Origin of the sequence: Caryophanon tenue, assembly GCF_001700315.1 — a bacterium.
GTDB lineage: Bacteria > Bacillota > Bacilli > Bacillales_A > Planococcaceae > Caryophanon > Caryophanon tenue.
In genome coordinates this window covers 33,030-46,867 of the sequence record NZ_MASJ01000007.1, presented here as the reverse complement: position 1 = coordinate 46,867, position 13,838 = coordinate 33,030, and the positions used below count along the sequence as shown (strand labels likewise).

The window sequence follows — 13,838 nt, the reverse complement described above, 5'->3', positions numbered from 1 at the left end:
ACGATAAAACGAGCGGCGGTTATCGCGCGCTCGTTTTATCGCTATATTAAAATGCCCAGTTGCCGTTACGGAAGACGGGCTCTACATGGCCGTCTTTCGTAATGCCGTCGATATTCATATTTGCTGAACCAATCATAAAGTCAACATGTGTTAATGAACGGTTGAGACCGTGTGCTGCAAGCTCGTCTTGTGACATTTCTTTACCGCCTTCTAGCGTGAATGCATACGCACTACCGATTGCTAAATGGTTTGAGGCATTTTCATCGAATAATGTGTTATAGAAGAGTAAACCCGAAGCAGAAATTGGTGACTCATGTGGCACAAGTGCAACTTCACCTAAATAATGTGAACCTTCGTCTGTTTCCACTAATGTTTTTAAGACATCTTCACCTTGCTCCGCTGTTACATCTACAATACGACCATTTTCAAATGTTAATTTGAAGTTGTCGATAATATTGCCGCCATAGCTTAGTGGCTTTGTACTAGAAACATAGCCATCGACACCGTCACGATGAGGTGTTGTAAACACTTCTTCGGTCGGCATATTGGCCATGAATTCTGTACCATTTACATTAATACTACCAGCTCCGCACCATAAATGACCTTCTGGTAATGCGATTGTTAAGTCCGTACCAGGCGCTGTGTAATGTAATTTTGCATATTTTTTATCGTTTAAGTAATGTACTTTTTCATGAAGTGTGTCGTTATGTGTTGCCCAAGCTTCCACTGGAGCCGCTACGTCTGCACGTGTCGCTTTGAAAATCGCATCCCATAAAGCATTCACTTGTTCTGCAGCAGGAAGTTCTGGGAATACTTTCGCTGCCCATGCTGCTGATGGAGCCGCAATGACTGTCCAGCTAATTTTGTCAGATTGTGCGTACTGACGATATTTTGCAAGCGCCTGTGCTGTTGCTTTTTGAGAAGCAGCGATGCGTTGTGTATCAATACCTGTTAATAAATCTGGGCTTTGCGATACGATGCTCATAAAGGCACAGTTTTGTTCTGCCAACCATTCACGCTCTTCGCGTTTCCATTGTGGATAAAAATCGAATGAATCATCTGGCGCTAATTCATAGCGTAAACGTGTCAATTCATCATCTACTAAATCAACGAATACTTGACGCGCACCAGCCTCATACGCCACTTTTGTAATCAGGCGAATAAGGGGCATGTTGTCCGTTGCACCTGATACGTATAAAAATTGGTCTTTTTGAATATTTACGCCTACCTTCACGGCTAATTCAGCGTAATTTAATAATTTTTGTTCAAATGATGTGTCCATTTGCTTAGCTCCTCTCAATTGCTTACCCATACATAGTAACAATAACGCGACCAATTAATCAAATGTTACGAGAACGTGAAGAAATAGGCAATATCCATCGAAAAAATGTGGAAATATTTATATACTGACTTTATACATGGCAAGATTATGCCGACATAGAAATAGAATGAGCTGTTGGAGGTAGAGACATGGATATATCATCGGTTGTTGGTGTAGTAATCGCCTTCGTTACAATTTTTGTTGGTGTTGTAATGAAAGGTGTACCTATTACTAACCTTTTTGTACCGGCCGCATTATTAATCATTATCGGGGGTACAGTCGCAACGGTAATTATCGCTTTCCCAATGAAAGAGTTAAAGCGTATACCGAAAATCTTTAAAATTTTATTTACAGAAACAAAGTTACCATCGAATGCCGCAATTATTGCGATGTTTACAGAGTGGGCAGATTTAGCACGTCGTGAAGGTTTATTAGCGCTTGAAAGTAAAGCGGTAGAAATCGAAGACCCATTCTTGAAAAACGGTTTATCGCTAGCCATTGATGGACAAAATGCGGATTATATTCGCGATGTGTTAACAGAAGAAGTTGAGGCAATGGAAGATCGTCACGCATCCGGTGCGGCTATCTTTACACAAGCCGGTACATATGCACCAACACTTGGTGTATTAGGTGCAGTAGTTGGATTAATTGCGGCACTTGCAGATATGTCTGACATTGATGCATTAGGGCATGCGATTTCAGCAGCCTTTGTTGCAACGCTATTAGGGATTTTCACAGGGTATGTATTGTGGCACCCATTTGCGAACAAAATGAAGCGTAAATCTTCAGTAGAAGTGAAGCAAAAGCGTATGATTATTGAAGGTATTTTATCGGTGCTTGAAGGTGAAGCACCAAAAGTCATTCAGCAAAAACTTGCATCATACTTACCAATGGAAGAACGTAAACAAATTTTAGGTGGAGGAAGCGAGGGAGGCGACCTTGGCTAAACGTCGTAAACGACATAAGCATGAGGATCACGTCGATGAATCTTGGCTAGTTCCTTATGCCGATATTTTAACGTTATTACTGGCACTCTTTATCGTATTATTCGCATCAAGTACTGTAGACCAAGAGAAGTTAAATGAAATGTCTACCGTATTCAATTCTATTTTTATGGGCAGTGATGGTGTGATGGAATATCCAATGCCGGTACAACCGACTGACCCAGCTGTTGAAGAACAGCAAGAAAATGATATAACTGTGAATGCACCAGCGACAGCAACTGCATATGCAATGGATCAACAAGAGCTACAGCAAATTAAAGCAAGCGTTGATAACTTCATTGCGGTAAACGAAGTGGAAGAATCTTTTGAAACAACGATGACAGACGAAGGGTTACTTGTAACAATTCGTGATGGTGTATTATTTGCGCCAGCTTCAGCGGCAATTTCTGCGGAAAGTCGCACGATTGTTGATGAACTTTCTGAGCTCTTAGTATTTGAGCCAGGTCGTAATGTTATTATTACTGGACATACAGATAATGTTCCAATCAATTCAGCAGCATTTGAATCGAACTGGGAATTAAGTGTTATGCGCGCAGTAAACTTCCTGAAAATCTTAATTGATCAAAACCCACAGTTAGACCCACTACACTTTAGTGCAAAAGGTTACGGAGAGTACCACCCGATTGCTGATAATACAACAGCAGATGGTCGTGCGAAAAACCGTCGTGTTGAAGTATTAATTCAACAACGTATTCTTGAAGACGGCACTGAAGTAAAAATCGATAATTAAACAAAAAAGAAACTTTCGTACGAAATTGTGCGAAAGTTTCTTTTTTTATTTGACTTGTGATAAACAAATGTTTAATATAATAAACAAATGTTTAAGGAGCTGGATGCTGTGAACGAAAAAGAACAACGATTGCTAGAGCTTCTTCGACAAAATCCGTTTCTATCGCAGCAGGACATGGCAGAGCAACTTCAAATGTCACGTCCAGCGATTGCGAATATGATTTCAGCATTAACGAAGCGTGGGCTCATTCTTGGTCGTGCTTACGTCTTTCCGGAAGCACGTGAGATTGTGTGTATCGGCGGTGCCAATTTAGACCGTAAGCTGCACATTAAAGGCGAGGTTTGTATGGCAACATCGAATCCTGCAACGATGGAAGAAACAGTTGGTGGCGTTGCGCGTAATATTGCTGAAAACTTAGGGCGTCTTGGCCAAGCAGTTCGTTTAGTAACAGTTGTTGGACAAGATGCAGATTGGACAACAATTGAAGAGCAAAGTAGCGCATTTATGAATGTAGCATCTGTCGAGCAAGTACCAGATGTTCATACAGGGACGTATACAGCGATTTTAAATGAAGATGGCGAACTTGTATTAGCAACGGCAGATATGGATATTTATGATCGTTTGTTACCGGATGTGCTTCAAAAACATGAGCAGCAATTATTACGTGCTAAATATATCGTTGCGGATTTAAACTGTCCAAAAGAAACGATTATGTATTTACAGCAATTAGCAGTAGAGCACGAACTATCACTTATTATCGTGCCGGTATCTTCACCTAAAATGGTGCATTTACCGGAGCATTTAGTCGGTATTGAGTGGCTCATTTGTAACCATGACGAAGCGGAATTTTTAACGAAGAGTAAGCTTGAAGTAGCTGGCGATTTTGAAAAAGCACTCGAACAAATACAGCAAATGGGTGCAAAAAATGTGCTTATTACAAATGGCAGTCATGATGTGTGGCTACGTGACACATCTGGTGTGACGGTGACGAAAGCTGTACAGTTTGTCGAGCATATCGTTGATGTAACAGGCGCAGGCGATTCATTTGTAGGTGCATTTATTTATGGATTAAGCGAACAAAAGTCAATGGAAGAAGCGTTACATGTAGCGTTAGCAAATGCGCGTGCAACAATTCAATCACCACATACAGTACGAAAAAATTTAACGAAAGCTCAACTTGAGATGGAGGCTAATTAATTATGAAACAATATATCGTTTATTCACAAGAAGTACAAGAAGCAAAAGAAAAAGGGTTACCAGTAGTTGCGTTAGAATCAACAATTATCTCGCACGGTATGCCGTACCCACAAAATGTTCAAACAGCGCGCGAAGTAGAACAAATCATTCGTGACAACGGTGCAGTCCCAGCAACAATTGCATTAATCGACGGTAAAATCAAAATTGGTTTATCAGATGAAGAGTTAGAAATGTTCGGTAACGCACAAGACGTAGCAAAAGCTTCTCGCCGTGACATCGGTTATTTAATCGCAACGAAAAAAATCGGTGCAACAACGGTAGCTGCGACAATGATTTGTGCAGAGCTTGCAGGTATTGAATTATTCGTAACAGGCGGTATTGGTGGCGTACACCGTGGTGCAGAAACGACAATGGATATTTCAGCAGACTTAGAAGAGCTATCAATGACAAATGTAGCTGTTGTATGTGCAGGGGCAAAATCAATTTTAGATATCGGTTTAACATTAGAGTATTTAGAAACAAAAGGTGTACCAGTAGTTGGCTACGGCACAGATACATTACCAGCATTCTATACACGTGAATCAGAGTTCGCTGTCAACTTCCGTGCTGACTCAGCAGAAGAAGTAGCGAGCATGATGCGTGCGAAGTGGGATTTAGGTTTACGTGGTGGCGCAGTGATTGCCAACCCGATTCCACAAGAAGAGGCAATGGAAGCATCGTTTATTAATGGCATCATTCAAGAAGCATTACAGCAAGCAGAAGCGCAAGGTATTGCTGGTAAAAACGTAACGCCATTCTTATTAGGGAAAGTAAAAGAGTTAACAGAAGGCAAGAGCTTAGACGCTAACATCGCACTTGTTAAACATAATGCGAAAATTGGTGCAGGCATCGCTGTAGCATTAAATAAATAATAAAAAAAGGTGTCTGAGAAAATTTTCTCAGACGCCCTTTTTATTTACGTAATGACCCTAGTTCAGCAACGATAGCTTCCATTTCACTTGGACTAAATGATTCGCGTTTCATCACCATTTTATATAGGTAGTGTAAGTCTTCGTATTGCTCTTCGCTAAAGTTTTCTGATTTCATGGCATCAACGTTTACCATACGTAGTTTTTCTTTAATTTGCTCAATCATATAAATGACGTTTTCTTTAGTGTGTTGTGTTAAATCCATGTGTGTAATTCCCTCCGTTACTAGATAACTACATCTTTTCATTTTCAAGTTGAAAAGTCAACTACAGATAGTTTGGACATTGCTTTGCAGAATGTAAATTTTTCGTTAAAATGGATATATATGCGGTTAGTGCCGCACAGTTTAGGGAATAGCTTTTATTAGAAGCAGGAGGAGAGATGAACATGGGTCAAAATAAATTAGTGAAATCAGTTATTATTGGAGCAGTTGTAGGTGGCATTATTAGCATGTTTGACCGCGCGACACGTGAGTCGACAGTAGCGACAGTTAAAACAACAACGGAGCGTGCAAAATATTATGCGCAAAACCGTGATGAATTTATGGAGCTAATTGAAGGCAAAGTGGCGCAAGCACAATCTTTATACGACACTGCACAAACGAATATTACGAAGCTTGTTGAAAATGCAGACCAATTGAAAGACCTACCGCAAACAATTCAATCAATGGTGGGCGATACGAAGCAAGCCTTTTCATCAGAATCAACACATGATACACATAACAATCAATAATTATTGATAGAAGGGTGGGGGATTATGGCACAAAAAAAACAAGGTGTTGTCGCAAATGTGATGACGTTTGTCGCGCCGAATGAAGCGGATATTGATATAACGACGTGGAAGGGAACATTACAAGATTTCATTTTACGTATCAAAAATGTAGATATCGGCTCATTAGGCGCACAGCTCGCATACTTTTTCTTACTATCCTTCTTCCCGCTTCTCATTTTTTTAGTAACATTACTACCATACTTAAATTTAAAGCAAGAAGATGTCTATAATTTTTTAGACGATTTTATGCCAGCAGAAGTGTATTCATTAATTGAAGGCATTTTAGGGGACGTATTGACGAACCAAAGTGGTGGCTTATTGTCAATCGGTATTTTAGGGACAATTTGGTCGGCATCTAAAGGTGTTGATGCCCTCATGAAAGCGTTGAACAAAGCGTATGATGTGGACCCGAAGTCAGGCATTATGAACCGAGTATGGTCCTTAATTTTCACAGTAGCATTCGTAGCACTTATTTTAGTGGCACTTGTGTTACCAATTTTTGGTCAACAAATCGGCGAGTTTGTCTTTGCGTTTTTTAATATCGAAAGTAACTTAAAGCCAATTTGGACGACTGTACGCTTTATTTTACCGTTTGCATTAATCTTTATTGTCATGGTACTCATGTATTGGATCGTACCGAATATGAATCCGCGCATACGTGTCACGAGTGTACTATTCGGCGCGGCGTTTTCAACAATTGCGTGGTTTGTATTGACGTACGGCTTCTCCATTTATATTAGTAACTTCGGAAATTACTCCGCGACATATGGCAGTATTGGTGGTGTTATCGTACTGATGTTGTGGCTTTACTTCACCGGTATGATTTTAATTATCGGCGGTATTTTAAATGCGACAATGCAGCGACGAAAAGACACGATTGAAGTACGCAAAAATACAAAATCACCGACATTTTTCTAAATATGAAGGTGTAAAAACCCCCATCCAGCATGACCGGATGGGGGTTTTTTAACGACTAGTTTCTTGGAATACTTCCTGTGCAATGACTAATGCATTTTGCACGCGTGGGAAGCCGATGTACGGGGCAAGCTGTAACAATGCTTCTACAATCTCTTGCTCAGTCAGCCCTGCATGTAAGCCTCTACGAATATGTGTTTTTGTTTGCGGTGCAGCTCCTTGTGTTACAACGGTTGAAATCACGACAAGTGCACGCTGTTTCGCTGACAAGCCATCGCGACTATAAATATCCCCATAAGCATATTCAACAATGAATTTACGCAAATCTGGTGCAATATCTGCAAGTGCATCTGCTGTCACCATACGCTGTAATTCTTCTTCAGATACATACTGACGCATCGTTTCTAATCCTTTGGCAAAACGTTCACTCAATTTAAACATCCCCCTTTTCTGTAGTGTTATTCGACTACGAAGAGGGGGATTCCTGCTAAGAGCGGCGTAATAGACGTAACCCGTTTAACACAACTGCAAGAATGCTAGCTTCATGCAGTAAAATGCCGATGGGTAAGTTAATAATTTGCAAGTAGTTCGTTAAAATGAGGAGCACAACGACGACTAACGAGAACGCGACATTTTGATAAATGACTGTTTGTAGCTTACGACTTAGTAGTACGGCCTGTGCAACTTTACGCAAGTCATTTTCCATGAGGGCAACTTGAGCTGTTTCAAGCGCAATTGCCGTCCCTTTCCCCATCGCAATACCAACATCGGCAAGAGCGAGTGCAGGCGCATCGTTAATGCCATCACCAACCATTGCAATATGTTTGTGTTGCTGCACATATGAAGCTTTCGTTTCAGGTAAACAGTTTGCTTCATATTCAGGAATTTGAAGAGCAGTCGCGACACTTTTAGCGGCTAATTCATTGTCGCCCGTAAGCATAACGGGTGTGAGCTTTAGTGCTTTTAGCTGTTCGATAGCTTGCTGTGCTTCTGGTCGAATTGGGTCTTGTAGTGAAGCGGCTGCTAAAATTTGCTGCTCATCTTTTAAAAATACGAATGATTTTCCGCTTGTATCAATGGCGTGCTGTTGTAAAAAGGCATGTGCTAATTGTTCACCAACAAATGATTCATTGCCGACAAGGTATGTATGTTCATTCGTTGTTGCACGTAAGCCTTGCCCAGGTAAGTCCTCAACGAAAAGTTCCTCGTATGTAAGGGTGTACGTAATCGACAACTGTTTGACTAATGCTTGTGCGAGCGGATGGTTTGATTTACTTTCAATTGCGCCAAGTAAACGTAATGTATCATCCTTTTGCACATGTGATGCGACGACGACATCAACGACTTTCGGTGCACTCATCGTGAGCGTACCTGTTTTATCAAAGACAACACGTTCCACTTTCGCTAAATGTTCGAAGTGGCTGCCACCTTTAAATAAAATCCCTTGTTTTGCACCAGCTGTAATGGCAGATAACGTTGCGGGCATAATCGATGCAACGAGTGCGCCAGGGGAGGCGACAACGAGTAAAATCATCGCGCGATAAAAGGATGTTTCAAACGACCAACTAAATAACACAATCGGCAAAAAAATCATGAGACCCACAACCGTCAACACAATTTGCACATAACGTTGCTCAAATTTTTCAAGAAGTTGTTGTACAGGGGCTTTGTTTTCCTTTGCTTGCTCCATCAATTGAAGGATTTGTTGGAAAACGGTATGCTGTGCTTCCTTCGTGACAACAACAGTAATCGCAGTATGCATATTGAGTGTGCCAGCAAATACATCATCGCCAGCCTCTTTATGAACAGGGATGGATTCACCACTTAATGCAGATTCATCAACCGAGGCACTACCTTTAAATAAAGTACCGTCGACAGGAATACGCTCACCAGGCTTTACTAAAATATGGTCACCGATTTTTAATTCATCAATCGGCATCATAATAGGGGCAAAGCCACCGCGCACAAGTGCCGCTTCCTGTGGTTGAAGCTCAAGGAGCGACGTTAATTCTTTTTTACTTTTAGCGGAGATCAGCGTTTCAAGCGCACCACTAATGGCGAAAATGAAAATTAAAATCGCGCCCTCTGTCCAGTAGCCAGTAATACAAGCACCGATAGCTGCGAGCACCATTAAAATTTCGATGTTGAGCTTACGTTCTCGAATGCTTTCTAAAATGCCAGATTTTGCTTTCGTGAATCCACCTAAAAGAAAGGCGGTAATATACGTCATAATCGCCGCTGTTTCTAGGCCGACGATATCCATACGCCAAGCAAATAAAATTAAAATCCCAACAATAATTGCAAGTAATAACTCGCCGTACGCTTTGACGTTTTCAACTAAAGCATGCTGTGTTTTCTTCTCTATGTTTGCAGCCATAGCATTCCCTCCTTTCTCTTAATTTAAAGCGACAAAGAATCACAAGTCAATGGACGAAAGTGCGTAAAGAAAAAGCGATGCCCAAGAGGACATCGCTTTTGTTCGACAGATTAGAATACGCGTTCAGCGTGTGCAGCTAATTTTTCTAATGAAGATTTTTCAACGTCAGCGTGTAATGAGTTCCCGTGAGAGTCCATTGTTACAACTGCTGTGAAGCCTTCAACTGATAGATGCCACATTGCTTCTGGAATACCAAATTCCATTAAGTCTACACCGTCTACAGATTTAATACAGTCAGCGTAGTACTGAGCTGCACCACCGATTGCGTTTAAGTAAACGCCACCGTGTTCTTCAAGTGCTTTTAATGTTTTTGGTCCCATGCCGCCTTTACCCATAACTGCACGGATACCGAATTTTTTCATGATGTCGCCTTGGTATGGCTCCTCACGAATTGATGTTGTAGGACCAGCTGCTTTTACAACCCAGTTACCTTCCTCATCTTTTGCCATTACTGGACCACAGTGATAGATGATTTGACCATCTAAATCAACTGGTGCTTCTACGCCTTCACCGATTAAGTGATGGTGAATTGCGTCACGACCTGTGTACATACGACCAGAAATTTTTACAACGTCCCCAACTTTAAGAGAGCGAATTTTTTCTTCTGTAATTGGTGCAACTAATTCAACAACTTTGTTATCGTTGTTGTCTTGCGCTTCTTCGTCGCGGAAAGTGATTTTTTCACCTTCTTGATAGTGCCAGTTGATAATTTCGCCTGTTTCAGGGTTAATATCAATAGCCATACGACGGTAAGCCCAGCAGTTATACGCAACTGATACGAAGAATGATGCAGGTAAGCGGTCCATTACGCCGATTTTACAGCCTAATAATGTTGCTTCACCGCCGAAGCCCATTGTTCCAACGCCAAATGTGTTTGACTTTTCAACAATGTAATCTTCTAATTTTGCTAAGTCTTCAATAGGGTTCACATCATCAACATGACGGAATAATTGTTCTTTTGCTAAATCGTAACCAGAAGAGCGGTCGCCACCGATACCAACACCGATGAAACCAGCTGAACATCCTTGCCCTTGTGCTTGCCATACAGAGTGAAGGATACATTTACGGATACCGTCTAAATCACGACCAGCACGACCTAAGCCTTCTAATTCTGTTGGTAAAGAGTATTGAATGTTTTTGTTTTCACAGCCGCCACCTTTTAAGATTAACTTCACTGTGATGTAGTCATTTTCCCATTGTTCAAACTTCACAACTGGTAAACCAGCGCCGATGTTTGTACCAGAGTTTTTCCCTGTTAATGAGTCAACTGAGTTTGGACGTAATTTCGCGTCACCCGTTGCTGCAGCAATTGCAGTTTCGATAGCTTTTCGAATTTCGATTTGGTTTACGCCAACAGGAGTGTATACCTTGAATGTTGGTAAACCAGTATCTTGACAGATTGGTGATACATTATCTTCAGCCATTACGATGTTTGTTGTAATTGTATCTAAAGACATCGCTGCACGCGTACCAGCGTTTTCTGCTTCTTTTGCAGCTTTAATTGCGCGACGAACATCCTTTGGTAAGTTTGTAGATGTTTCTGTCACTAATGTATAAAGACTTTTCTCCAATGTTTCTAAATATGCCATGATATTTTTCCCCCCAGAAAAATAAATAAAGAATTTAGGTAATTCCATCGTATATTATACTCTTTTGCCGGTATGAATAAAAGGTTTAAAGTAAGCGCTTTATTGTGCATTTTTGTACAAAGGTTGAAAAATACGAACGTATGTTTTATAATGTGTACAAGCCAATTCGAAAGGTGCTGGAGTGTATAATGACAGAAAAATTAGCATTACCGAAGCAATTTGAATCATATCGAACGATTTTTGAACAAAGTAATAAGCCTTTATTGAGTATTTCATTACATGTTGAAGAAAATATTTTAAAAACAGATTGTAAAGTTTTTGGGCAACCTTATTTTCCTAAAAATATGCCGTACCCGACAAATGAACAAGGAGAACGGTTAAAATTGCTTGCGCAGTTAAACTTTGAACAAATGCCAGTGTTTGAACATTTTCCAACAAGCGGCTTATTACAATTTTACGTAGACCCATATGATGATGTGAGTGGGATGGATTTTGATGATGGGACAAATCAAGCAAACTTCCGCGTTATTTATCATGAAACAATTGAAAAAGATATGCTGACTGACGAGGAATTGCCGACATTTAACGAAGAAGACTTGATGATGCCTGGTAATACCGAAGCAAAAATGTATTTTAAAGAAGCGACAAAACCAGTGAGCTTTGTCGACTATCGTGCAAAAGAGTTTGCGCTGCCAAGTTTCGATTTTGATGAGGCATGGGAAGAGTATATGGAAATGTATTATGCACAGCCAATGCACCAAGTCGGTGGCTATAGCTATTTTACGCAAGAAGATCCGCGTAACTATGCGTCTAATGGCTATGAAGCGTATGAGATTATGCTGCTGCAAATTGATAGCGATATGGAGATTGATTTAATGTGGGGGGATATGGGCATCGGTAATTTCTTTATTACTGCTGAGGATTTAGATGCTCGTAATTTCAGTCGTGTACTATATAACTGGGACTGCGGATGAGTATACGCTAGTACACTTGTTTATTGTAGCGCTCTTATAGAAAAATCCTTCAGCCACGAATGTGCTGAAGGATTTTTTAATATTGCCTTACGAACGGCTATTGAACTGATCCATTTTGTTTTCCAGATCATCCATCATTTGGATTAAACGGTCAATATCTTCTAACTCTGTCGTTTCAGGGTCAATCGCATCTAAGACTTCTAAGAAGATTTGTAGACGCTCCTTTAAGTAATTCACTTGCTGGTCTTTATCTGAAATTGGTTTCATGTCCAAACACCTCGTTTTCATAAGTCTCCTTCATCATATATGCAACGCTATTGAAAAACAATGGATGAAAATTGAATAATTATAGGAAAACTTTATTATTTTAAATATTCTATATATTTAGATATTTACAAAAAAACAACGTCGTGTTAAAGTAAGTTTACAAAGTTTTAAAGGAGAGGGTGCCGAGGTGAATTTCAAATACGAAAACCCACAAAAAAGAGGAGGCGAAATGCAACTCGGTTAGCAAGACCTTGATCAAGTCTGCTAGGAAAAGCATACACATATGGAAATAACCTATCGATAGCAAGTCTATGTATCTTCATCCAGTACATAGACTTGCTTTTTGTTTGCGTTATAATAAAAACAGCAACGAATAAGGTAGGGGAATTATGCAAAATTATGAGCAACGACGATTTTTGATTTTAGTCATTATCGTTTCTATTTCAGGCTTTTCACAAGGGATGTTATTGCCATTAATCGCCATTATATTTGAGCAAGATGGTGTGTCGTCTACATTAAATGGTTTAAATGCTACAGGTCTTTATATTGGGACGTTGCTTATTTCACCATTTATTGAACAGCCGTTACGTAAATACGGCTATAAACCGATTATTATTATCGGTGGTTTGTTAGTACTTGTATCGCTATTATTATTTCCATTATGGAAAAGTGTTACATTTTGGTTTGTGCTACGGATGCTTATTGGTATTGGTGACCATGCGTTACATTTTGCGACGCAAACATGGATTACAAGCACATCTGCACCGAATAAACTTGGAAAAAGCATGGCGATTTATGGTATGTCATTTGGTGCAGGTTTTGCCATTGGGCCATTATTTGCAGGGCTTGTTGAAATATCGGAGAGCTTACCGTTTATTGTATCATCGGCATTATGTGGTGTTGCATGGCTACTAGTGTTCTTCGTTAAAAATGAGCGCCCTGAGCCGTTTCAAGTTTCTGAAAAGCATGCCGGCTTTGCACGTTATAAATGGGCATTTAAATACGGCTGGTTAGGATTTTTACCGCCATTTGTATACGGCTTTTTGGAATCGTCATTAAACGCACTGTTTCCAGTGTACGCACTACGTAATGGTATCGAAGTGGGCATGGTAACCGTTATTTTATCTGCTTTTGCAGTCGGTGCATTAGTAACGCAATTTCCACTCGGCTTATTAGGAGACCGTATTGGACGACGTGCTGTTATTCGAGGCGGTATTTTAGGTGGGGCATTATTCTTTTTACTGGCGAGCTTTGTTGAGGCCAATCCGGTACTTATTGCAGTGTTTGTCGCATGCGCGGGGATGTGTGCGGGTTCGCTGTTTTCACTCGGCATTACGTATATGGCAGATTTAACTCCGAAAGCGTATTTACCAACCGGCAATTTAATTTGCGGCATGGCATTTAGTATCGGTAGCTTAACTGGACCATTTTTAGGTGGTGCGTATTTAGGCGTAACGTCAGCGAGTTTTTTATATTTATTTGCCGGCTTATTGTTTATCATATTTATTATTTTTTATATCGGTAGTCGCTTGAAAACACCGTATTATGAAGAAGCAAGTACGGAATTACCTAAATAGCAATATGTAAGAAGCATCTCTTTATGTATGTAGAGGTGCTTCTTTTTTATAATGGTGGATTGTTTCATAAGAACCGGGTATTAGTAAG

General features: G+C 40.3%; 14 protein-coding genes. 8 read left to right on the top strand and 6 right to left on the bottom strand.

The window, feature by feature from the left end; genetic code table 11:
- Nucleotides 1-46: 46 nt before the first annotated feature.
- On the bottom strand, nt 47-1,282 hold the full coding sequence (locus A6M13_RS06625; RefSeq protein WP_066544111.1) for an aminopeptidase: 1,236 nt from the start codon (nt 1,280-1,282) through the stop codon (nt 47-49).
- A 188-nt stretch (nt 1,283-1,470) separates the two neighbouring features.
- Here A6M13_RS06625 and motA point away from each other — a divergent pair, with 188 nt between their 5' ends.
- The 4 genes from motA (at nt 1,471) to A6M13_RS06605 (ending at nt 5,163) form a co-directional block, all read left to right on the top strand.
- A complete protein-coding gene (gene motA, locus A6M13_RS06620) occupies nt 1,471-2,268 on the top strand; it encodes a flagellar motor stator protein MotA (RefSeq protein ID WP_066544109.1) in 798 nt (265 codons plus the stop codon).
- Nucleotides 2,261-3,055 carry a flagellar motor protein MotB gene (motB, locus tag A6M13_RS06615; protein WP_066544107.1) on the top strand — a complete coding sequence of 265 codons (795 nt, stop codon included), beginning with the start codon at nt 2,261-2,263 and terminating at the stop codon, nt 3,053-3,055. Before motA ends, motB begins: the two co-directional genes overlap by 8 nt.
- 108 nt (nt 3,056-3,163) lie before the next feature.
- A complete protein-coding gene (locus tag A6M13_RS06610) occupies nt 3,164-4,252 on the top strand; it encodes a carbohydrate kinase (RefSeq protein WP_066544106.1) in 1,089 nt (362 codons plus the stop codon).
- A gap of 2 nt (nt 4,253-4,254) precedes the next feature.
- Nucleotides 4,255-5,163, top strand: a complete 909-nt coding sequence (locus A6M13_RS06605) for a pseudouridine-5'-phosphate glycosidase (protein WP_066544105.1) — start codon at nt 4,255-4,257, stop codon at nt 5,161-5,163.
- Nucleotides 5,164-5,203: 40 nt separating this feature from the next.
- Here the strand turns inward: A6M13_RS06605 and A6M13_RS06600 are convergent, their stop codons facing one another.
- On the bottom strand, nt 5,204-5,425 hold the full coding sequence (locus A6M13_RS06600) for a DUF1128 domain-containing protein (RefSeq protein WP_066544104.1): 222 nt from the start codon (nt 5,423-5,425) through the stop codon (nt 5,204-5,206).
- A 182-nt stretch (nt 5,426-5,607) separates the two neighbouring features.
- On the opposite strand from A6M13_RS06600, the gene A6M13_RS06595 reads away from it, so the two are divergent.
- Entirely contained in the window at nt 5,608-5,952 is a 345-nt protein-coding gene (locus tag A6M13_RS06595; RefSeq protein WP_066544102.1) for a hypothetical protein, read from the top strand.
- A gap of 24 nt (nt 5,953-5,976) precedes the next feature.
- On the top strand, nt 5,977-6,909 hold the full coding sequence (locus A6M13_RS06590; protein ID WP_066544100.1) for a YihY/virulence factor BrkB family protein: 933 nt from the start codon (nt 5,977-5,979) through the stop codon (nt 6,907-6,909).
- 48 nt (nt 6,910-6,957) lie between these two features.
- On the opposite strand, the gene A6M13_RS06585 is transcribed toward A6M13_RS06590, so the two are convergent.
- From A6M13_RS06585 to A6M13_RS06575, 3 genes are all read right to left on the bottom strand, one after another.
- Nucleotides 6,958-7,338, bottom strand: a complete 381-nt coding sequence (locus A6M13_RS06585) for a carboxymuconolactone decarboxylase family protein (RefSeq protein ID WP_083998252.1) — start codon at nt 7,336-7,338, stop codon at nt 6,958-6,960.
- 55 nt (nt 7,339-7,393) lie between these two features.
- Nucleotides 7,394-9,283 (bottom strand): heavy metal translocating P-type ATPase, encoded by a 1,890-nt coding sequence (locus A6M13_RS06580; protein WP_066544091.1) that lies wholly within the window; start codon nt 9,281-9,283, stop codon nt 7,394-7,396.
- Between the two features lie 110 nt (nt 9,284-9,393).
- Nucleotides 9,394-10,932, bottom strand: coding sequence for a fumarate hydratase (locus A6M13_RS06575; protein WP_066544088.1), 1,539 nt, complete (start codon nt 10,930-10,932; stop codon nt 9,394-9,396).
- Between the two features lie 188 nt (nt 10,933-11,120).
- Here A6M13_RS06575 and A6M13_RS06570 point away from each other — a divergent pair, with 188 nt between their 5' ends.
- Nucleotides 11,121-11,906, top strand: coding sequence for a YwqG family protein (locus A6M13_RS06570; protein ID WP_066544084.1), 786 nt, complete (start codon nt 11,121-11,123; stop codon nt 11,904-11,906).
- Between the two features lie 87 nt (nt 11,907-11,993).
- Here A6M13_RS06570 and A6M13_RS06565 read toward each other — a convergent pair whose 3' ends face one another.
- Nucleotides 11,994-12,173 carry an SE1561 family protein gene (locus A6M13_RS06565; protein WP_066544081.1) on the bottom strand — a complete coding sequence of 60 codons (180 nt, stop codon included), beginning with the start codon at nt 12,171-12,173 and terminating at the stop codon, nt 11,994-11,996.
- 389 nt (nt 12,174-12,562) lie between these two features.
- Here A6M13_RS06565 and A6M13_RS06560 point away from each other — a divergent pair, with 389 nt between their 5' ends.
- Nucleotides 12,563-13,750, top strand: a complete 1,188-nt coding sequence (locus A6M13_RS06560; protein ID WP_066544080.1) for an MFS transporter — start codon at nt 12,563-12,565, stop codon at nt 13,748-13,750.
- The last annotated feature ends 88 nt before the right edge of the window (nt 13,751-13,838 follow it).

Coding starts and splice junctions, on each gene's coding strand:
- A6M13_RS06625 (WP_066544111.1), bottom strand. CDS start 1,282: ATGGACACATCATTTGAACAAAAATTATTAAATTACGCTGAATTAGCC.
- motA (WP_066544109.1), top strand. CDS start 1,471: ATGGATATATCATCGGTTGTTGGTGTAGTAATCGCCTTCGTTACAATT.
- A6M13_RS06605 (WP_066544105.1), top strand. CDS start 4,255: ATGAAACAATATATCGTTTATTCACAAGAAGTACAAGAAGCAAAAGAA.
- A6M13_RS06600 (WP_066544104.1), bottom strand. CDS start 5,425: ATGGATTTAACACAACACACTAAAGAAAACGTCATTTATATGATTGAG.
- A6M13_RS06595 (WP_066544102.1), top strand. CDS start 5,608: ATGGGTCAAAATAAATTAGTGAAATCAGTTATTATTGGAGCAGTTGTA.
- A6M13_RS06590 (WP_066544100.1), top strand. CDS start 5,977: ATGGCACAAAAAAAACAAGGTGTTGTCGCAAATGTGATGACGTTTGTC.
- A6M13_RS06580 (WP_066544091.1), bottom strand. CDS start 9,283: ATGGCTGCAAACATAGAGAAGAAAACACAGCATGCTTTAGTTGAAAAC.
- A6M13_RS06575 (WP_066544088.1), bottom strand. CDS start 10,932: ATGGCATATTTAGAAACATTGGAGAAAAGTCTTTATACATTAGTGACA.
- A6M13_RS06570 (WP_066544084.1), top strand. CDS start 11,121: ATGACAGAAAAATTAGCATTACCGAAGCAATTTGAATCATATCGAACG.
- A6M13_RS06565 (WP_066544081.1), bottom strand. CDS start 12,173: ATGAAACCAATTTCAGATAAAGACCAGCAAGTGAATTACTTAAAGGAG.
- A6M13_RS06560 (WP_066544080.1), top strand. CDS start 12,563: ATGCAAAATTATGAGCAACGACGATTTTTGATTTTAGTCATTATCGTT.